Source organism: Natrinema soli, from assembly GCF_028618695.1.
Genome location: NZ_JAQIVI010000488.1, coordinates 1 through 5,922 on the forward strand (window position 1 = coordinate 1; position 5,922 = coordinate 5,922).

Genomic DNA, 5,922 nt, shown 5'->3' on the forward strand with positions numbered 1-5,922 from the left:
TTGCGCGACGTCTGCACGTTCGCCGAACGCGGCGGCCGTCGACGAGCGCCCGGTCAGCGTGGCGTAGACGAGCAGCCCGGCAACCGCGACCGCGAGGGCCAGAAGCCCGGCAGGAACGGACGTGACGGTGAACAGGCTCACGCCCGTTCCGAACGTCAGCGCGTCGAAATACGTGCTCTCGAGCGTCGGGAAGGCGACGGTGAATCCGGCGTAGCCGATCCCCATGAACAGCAGGGTGAGCCAGAACTGCAGGTAGCCCTCACCGGCGCGGTAGAGCGTCCCGCTGGCACAGCCGCCGGCGTAGGTCATGCCGATTCCGAAGATGAAGCCGCCGACGAGGCCGGTCAACCCCCAGTCGGGCGTCCAGAACCCCTGATAGTAGCCGAATTGATAGGCGATACCCCAGAAGACCATCGTCAGAAGGGTCGCAGCGAGAACCCCCTTCGTGACCCGGGAGTCCTTGTACGCGAAGAAGTCCCGGAACGCGTTCACGAAGCAGAATCGCCCCTTCTGGAGGAAGGCTCCGAGGGCGATTCCGACGACCGCTGCGACGAGTAGCGTTGAAACCACAACAGTGCCACGGGCCCGAGCGACTTAACCCGCAGCCAGCCGGCCGACGCTACCCTGACTGCTGACGCTCCTCTACTGTAGATTACGGCCGGTTTAGCTGCCAAGCGGATCTCTCTCTGGGAAGGATCGCTGCGTACTCCGGCGTAGGTAGCAGCGGTATTTGCGGATCGTGGCTGCGAACACCTCCCACGTTCGAGCCACTGCCGGAGGCTGAGGGTGAACGCGTACAGTCGCCGGAATCGACTCGAGTCCCCTACGCCGGCAGCGAGATCCGACTCACCGGCAGCTTGTACGTTCCGTCCCAGAATTCGAGCGCACTGACCGTCCACCGGATCGGCTCGATCTCGCGGTCGGCCAGCCGCTTCGCGGTCTCGAGGTCGCCGCCGCGGGCGAGCGTCACGTGCGGAACGTAGTCGCGTCCCTCGAGTCCCTCGACCGTCTCGAAGGCGTCGGTGAGATCGGCGTGAATGGCCTCGAGGCCGGGGCTCTCGACGGCCAGGTAGACGACCGGTGCCGACCCCAGCGGCGGGTCTTCGAAGTAGTCGATAGCCGTGATTTCGGCTTCGACTGCGGGGGACCCCTCGAGCGCGCGGTGGGCGCGGTGCTGGAGCTGGGCGACGTGGTCGGCCTCGCCGAGTCGCTTGAGGAGACACGAGTGGTCCTCGCGGACGGTCTCGAATCCGATCAGGTCGGGGTGGAGACGGTTCGCGAGCCGGCGGACGCGACCGGGAACCGGGACGTTGACGCTGTACACTTCGTTCGGTATAGAGCTAGTATAGCTATCAGTCTGATGGTCTCGTGAGCGGAGCGATCGGTTCGACGGGCGAGTCAGAGCCGATCGAGTAACCAGAGGACGATCAGTACGGCGATTGCGAGCTGGATGATGGGGACGAACAGGCCGAACACGCTCGCGAGCGTGCCGAGTATCGCCTCGAGAACCTGGATGACGAGCAAAACGGCGATGAGTCCGAGGACGATCTTCAGCAGCGTTTCGACGTCGAGTTCGCCGCGTGAGTCGATCATACACTCACGTTCGGCAGACTGTGTGAAAAAACATCGCTACTGCGGTCGGAAAGACCTATTTAGACGGCCACGGCATGTTCCCATAATGGACGTGAGGGGGCTACGGGCCCTGATTTGCGTGCTCGTGGTGGTCGCGTGTTTGCTCGCGCTCGTCTCGGTACCGTCCGCTGTGGCGGCTGACACCGGGGCGCAGCGAGCGGCGCTACAGGACGGGCCGGACGGCACCGAGACGGACTCGAACGAGAGCGTGCAACTCGAGGACGCCGATCGGATACACATCGACGTCTTCATCGCCGAGAACGGCTCGGCGCGGGTGATCGCCGACTACCAGTTCGATCTCTACGGCCAGAACAGTTCCGCGGCGGAGTGGGAGTCGCTGCGTGGGAACATTTCGAACAATACGGAGTGGTACGTTGAGGAGGAGCAAGACAGTTGGAACGACACCCTCGAGAAGGGACAGAACCAGACGAACCGCGAGATGAACATCTCGGGCGTGTCCATCACGACGGAGGAGGACGCTCAGCCGCGGGAGATCGGCCACGCGAAAGTCTCCCTCGAGTGGTCGGACTTCGCGCTCGTCGAGGTGACTCGAATCAAGGCGGGCACCGCGCTGTCTGGATTCACGCTGGATGACGGAACGACGTTGCAGTTTCACTGGCCGGATGAGTACACCGTCTACGAGAGCGAGGGCGAGCCCCAGATCGATCCATCACCGAGCGAGCAGGCGGAGGGATCCGTCTCGTGGCGCGGTGAGGCGACCTCGTTCACCGACGACCAGCCCCGGATCGAACTCGCGAAGAACAGCGACTCGAACTCGAGCGCGGAGCAGACCCCGTCCAACGAGGGACCGGCGATGCCGTGGGTGGTCGTCCTCCTCGCGCTGGCGCTGCTCGCGGCCGTCGGTACCGTCGGCTGGCTGGTCGGGCGAAACAGCCCCGGCGGTGAGGGGACCGACATCGGCTCCGACACGGCGTGGCGAACCGACGGCTCGACCGATGTCGACTCGAGTCCGTCCGACGATCACTCGCCGGACGGACCCCCGCCGGAACTGCTGAGCAACGAGGAGCGGGTCCTGCGCCTGCTCGACCGACGCGGCGGACGGGTAAAACAACAGGAGGTCGTCTCGGAACTGGACTGGACCGAGGCCAAGACGAGTCAGGTCGTCGGCGACCTGCGCGAGAACGACGAGATCGACGTGTTCCGGATCGGACGGGAGAACGTGCTTGCGCTTCCAGAGGACGAGTAGCGTCGGTATCCAACCCGTCTGTTGCCTTCTCCTACTTGGGGAGATCTCTGTCTCACTTCGAACCTGTCTCACTTCGAGCCGGTCAATCGGCATGCGGTGGCGCGCGCTGTGCAGCGGTGAATGTCAATGAACCGCGGCACGACGCTGCGCGAGGTCTTTGCGAACAGAGTGAGCAACGGCTCGGAAGACGCGTACGCGTCTTCCGCTGGATGAGCGAGTGAGCGGGGCGACCGAGCGTTAGCGCGGAACCGGAAGTTCCGCGAACCAGACGAAGAGTGCGAGGCCGTGGGCCTCGCAGACCATGTGAACGGGCGCGTCGCGCCCGTGAACAGACGGCGGCGCAGCCGCCGTGAGGAGAAATCGGCTGGGGAAGGCGTGGCGATTCCCCGTTGCCAGTGCGAGCAGAACACTCTGCTCTGCAATCAGTACGCCGTAAGCCGATTGCTCCGTTCTAGCGATATCGATCCCAGTTGTCGGTCTCGTGACCGTGACAGCCAGCTGCTCGGCTTATACTGCGCCAGCACTCTCTCGAGATCGGCCGTGTGTCGTGGTACTGACCGGTGGGAGCGCGATGTAGTAGGATTTAAGGCGATGCATCTGCAGTGTCTGACCAATGAGCCACTCCGTCGGCACGACGCTCGCCGTTCCCGGTACCGACGGGACCCTCGCTCGGCGGCGACCGCGACGGGGCCTTTGAGCCCATTCTTTATTTCACCCCACGTCTCCGGATCGATCCACCATTCCCGAAATTGCAGAATTTTCGGTTAGCAGTGTCTCTACCATTTATTTTCGGAATTGAAACCAATGGGCTTAAGTTCATCCTGTGGGTTTACTCGAGTACGATATGACCCGCGTGGCACTTGCGTTTTCGGGCGGCCTGGACACGACTGTCTGTGTCCCGCTGCTCGAGGAAGAATACGGATACGATGACGTGATCGGCGTCACGGTCGACGTCGGCCAGCCGGCCGAAGAGTTCGACGAAGCCGAAGAAACCGCCGAGGCGCTCGGCCTGGACCATTACGTCGTCGACGCGCGAGCGGAGTTCGCACAACTCTGTCTCGAGAGCGTTCGCGCGAACGCGACCTATCAGGGCTACCCGCTGGGAACGGCGCTCGCCCGACCGGTGATCGCGGAGGCGATCCTCGAGGTCGCGGAGGAACAGAACTGTACCGGCATCGCCCACGGCTGTACGGGCAAGGGCAACGACCAGCTCCGCTTCGAGGCCGTCTGGCGCAGCTCGGACCTCGAAGTCATCGCCCCCGTGCGCGAACTCGGGCTCACTCGCGAGTGGGAACAGGAGTACGCCGCCGAGCGAGACCTGCCCGTCGAGGGCGGCAGCGGCGGCGACTGGTCGATCGACACCAACATCTGGAGCCGCTCCGTCGAGGGCGACGACCTCGAGGACCCCAACTACGTCCCGCCGCGGGACATCTACGAGTGGACCGACGAGCCCGGCAGCGAGACCGAGGAAATCGAGATCACCTTCGAGCAGGGCTACCCCGTCGCAGTCGATGGCGAGGAGTACGAGCCGGTCGAACTCATCGAGTCCCTGAACGAACTCGCCGGCGGATACGGCGTCGGCCGCACCGACACGATGGAAGACCGCATGCTCGGACTGAAGGTTCGCGAGAACTACGAGCACCCGGCGGCGACGACGCTGCTCAACGCCCACGAGGCCCTCGAGGGGCTCGTCCTCACGCAGGAGGAGCGCCAGTTCAAAAAGCAGATCGACCAGCAGTGGTCCCAGAAGGGCTACGAGGGCCTGATCGACGCGCCGCTCGTGAGCGCGCTCGAGGGCTTCATCGGTGAGACGCAAAAGCGCGTGACCGGCACCGTCACGATCCGCTTCGAGGGCGGCCAGGCGCGTCCGGTCGCTCGCGACAGCAAATTCGCGGCCTACTCCGCGGAACACGCCTCCTTCGACACCGAGACGGTCGGCAAGATCAAACAGGAGGACGCCACCGGCGTCGCGAAGTACCACGGCTTCCAGCGCCGCCTCGCGAACGAGGCGATCGCCGCGAACGCGGCCGACGAGGAAGTCGAACTCGCGACCGACGGGAGCGGATCCGACGAGGAATAACAATGACCGAGGAGAGCGCTCACGACGGGTCCGAACTCGAGTCGGACGTCGCTACCGACGGCGGTTCCGACGACGAGGGGGTCGTCCGCCGAGACCGCTTCAGCGGCGGCCCCGCCCGGAGCTTCCTCTCCTCGCTCGCGGCGGACGAACGCATTTTCGCGGCCGACCTCGAGGTCGACCGCGCGCACACAGTCATGCTCGCCGAGCAGGGCATCGTCGCGGACGACGTGGCCGGTCAGATCCTGACCGCGATCGACGCGATCGAGGTCGACGGCCACGACTCATTGCCCGACGGCGAGGACGTCCACGAGGCCATCGAAACCGCCGTTATCGAACGCATCGGCGCCGAAGGTGGGAAGATGCACACCGCCCGTTCGCGCAACGACGAGGTCGCGGCCTGCATCCGCTACCGCCTGCGCGAGGACGTCCTCGAGGCGATCGAGACGACGCTCGCGCTGCGCGAATCGCTGGTCGAGGTCGCTGCGGAGCACGCCGAGACGATCATGCCCGGCTACACGCACCTCCAGCCCGCCCAACCCACCACGGTGGCCCACTGGGCGCTGGCCTACGAGGGGGCCGTCCGCCGCGACACCGACCGGTTGCTCGAGGCCTATTCACGGATCAACGAGTCGCCCCTCGGTGGAGCCGCGTTCGCGGGGACGACGTTCGACATCGACCGCGATCGCACGGCTGAACTGCTGGGATTCGATAGCGTCGTCGACAATTCGATGGACGCCGCCTCGAGCCGGGACTTCCTGCTCGAGACGGTCCAGGCGCTGTCGACGCACGCGACGACACTGTCGGGGCTGGCGGAGGACGTGATCATCTTCGCGAACCGCGGCTTCGTCGATCTGGCGGACGACTACTCCTCGACGTCGTCGATCATGCCCCAGAAGAAGAACCCGGACACGCTGGAACTCGTCCGCGCGGTCGCGGGCGACGCGGCCGGCGGCGTCCAGGGACTGACGACGACGCTGAAGGGGCTGCCCCGCGCGTACAATCG

6 protein-coding genes are annotated in these 5,922 nt (G+C 65.1%); 3 read left to right on the forward strand and 3 right to left on the reverse strand.

Features of this window, described 5'->3' with window-relative positions:
- The 3 genes from PGX04_RS24665 to PGX04_RS24675 all read right to left on the reverse strand — a co-directional run.
- A partial coding sequence (locus PGX04_RS24665; RefSeq protein ID WP_273740922.1) for a YeeE/YedE thiosulfate transporter family protein occupies positions 1–570 on the reverse strand: 570 nt, incomplete at its 3' end.
- 253 nt (positions 571–823) lie between these two features.
- A complete protein-coding gene (locus PGX04_RS24670) occupies positions 824–1,324 on the reverse strand; it encodes a 2'-5' RNA ligase family protein (RefSeq protein WP_273740923.1) in 501 nt (166 codons plus the stop codon).
- Between the two features lie 74 nt (positions 1,325–1,398).
- The gene (locus PGX04_RS24675; RefSeq protein ID WP_273740924.1) at positions 1,399–1,593 is read right to left on the reverse strand and encodes a DUF7554 family protein; all 195 of its coding nucleotides are present in this window, start codon (positions 1,591–1,593) and stop codon (positions 1,399–1,401) included.
- Positions 1,594–1,678: 85 nt separating this feature from the next.
- Between PGX04_RS24675 and PGX04_RS24680 the strand changes: the two genes are divergently transcribed.
- The 3 genes from PGX04_RS24680 to argH all read left to right on the forward strand — a co-directional run.
- Positions 1,679–2,839, forward strand: a complete 1,161-nt coding sequence (locus tag PGX04_RS24680) for a helix-turn-helix transcriptional regulator (protein ID WP_273740925.1) — start codon at positions 1,679–1,681, stop codon at positions 2,837–2,839.
- An 844-nt stretch (positions 2,840–3,683) separates the two neighbouring features.
- The gene (locus PGX04_RS24685) at positions 3,684–4,919 is read left to right on the forward strand and encodes an argininosuccinate synthase (RefSeq protein WP_273740926.1); all 1,236 of its coding nucleotides are present in this window, start codon (positions 3,684–3,686) and stop codon (positions 4,917–4,919) included.
- Positions 4,920–4,921: 2 nt separating this feature from the next.
- The coding region (gene argH, locus PGX04_RS24690) for an argininosuccinate lyase (protein ID WP_273740927.1) at positions 4,922–5,922 on the forward strand (1,001 nt) is incomplete at its 3' end.

Bases quoted from the DNA above. Each gene is read 5' to 3' on its own strand.
- PGX04_RS24685 (WP_273740926.1), top strand. From the start codon at position 3,684: ATGACCCGCGTGGCACTTGCGTTTTCGGGCGGCCTGGACACGACTGTC.
- PGX04_RS24680 (WP_273740925.1), top strand. From the start codon at position 1,679: ATGGACGTGAGGGGGCTACGGGCCCTGATTTGCGTGCTCGTGGTGGTC.
- PGX04_RS24675 (WP_273740924.1), bottom strand. From the start codon at position 1,593: ATGATCGACTCACGCGGCGAACTCGACGTCGAAACGCTGCTGAAGATC.